At 66.4% G+C, this 530-nt stretch carries 1 pseudogene; it reads left to right on the forward strand.

The window, feature by feature from the left end:
* Positions 1-530, forward strand: a pseudogene (locus ACU8YC_RS26065) (formate dehydrogenase-N subunit alpha); the annotation flags it as partial.

A 530-nucleotide genomic window follows, 5' to 3' on the forward strand; every position in this document is an offset into this window, starting at 1 on the left:
CGGTTGGGCCTGGGCCTGGCCGCTGAACCGGCGGATTCTCTTCAACCGCGCGTCGGCCCGTCCCGACGGCACGCCGTGGGACCCGAACCGTGCGCTGGTCTGGTGGAACGGCGAACGCTGGGTCGGTGCCGACGTACCGGACTACCCCGTGGCCGCGCCGCCGGAAGATGACGTCAAGCCGTTCATCCTCACCGAGAGCGGCACCGGGCACTTCTTCGCCAGCGAGTGGCTGGGCGAGGGGCCGTTCCCCGAGCACTACGAGCCGCTGGAATCGCCGATCCCCAACAATCCGCTGCACCCGGACAATCCGCTGGCCTATCACAACCCGGTTGCCCGCATCTTCGCCGAAGATCGACATACCTTCGGCACCTACGAAGAGTTTCCGTATGCGGCGACCACCTACCGCCTCACCGAACACTTCCACTACTGGACGACCCACGTGCTGCTCAATGCCATCGTCCAGCCGGAAAAGTTCGTCGAGATCGGCGAGGTGCTGGCTGGCGAGCTGGGCATCGCCGCGGGGGAAAAGG

It is taken from the genome of Citrobacter sp. VF227 (assembly GCF_052950715.1).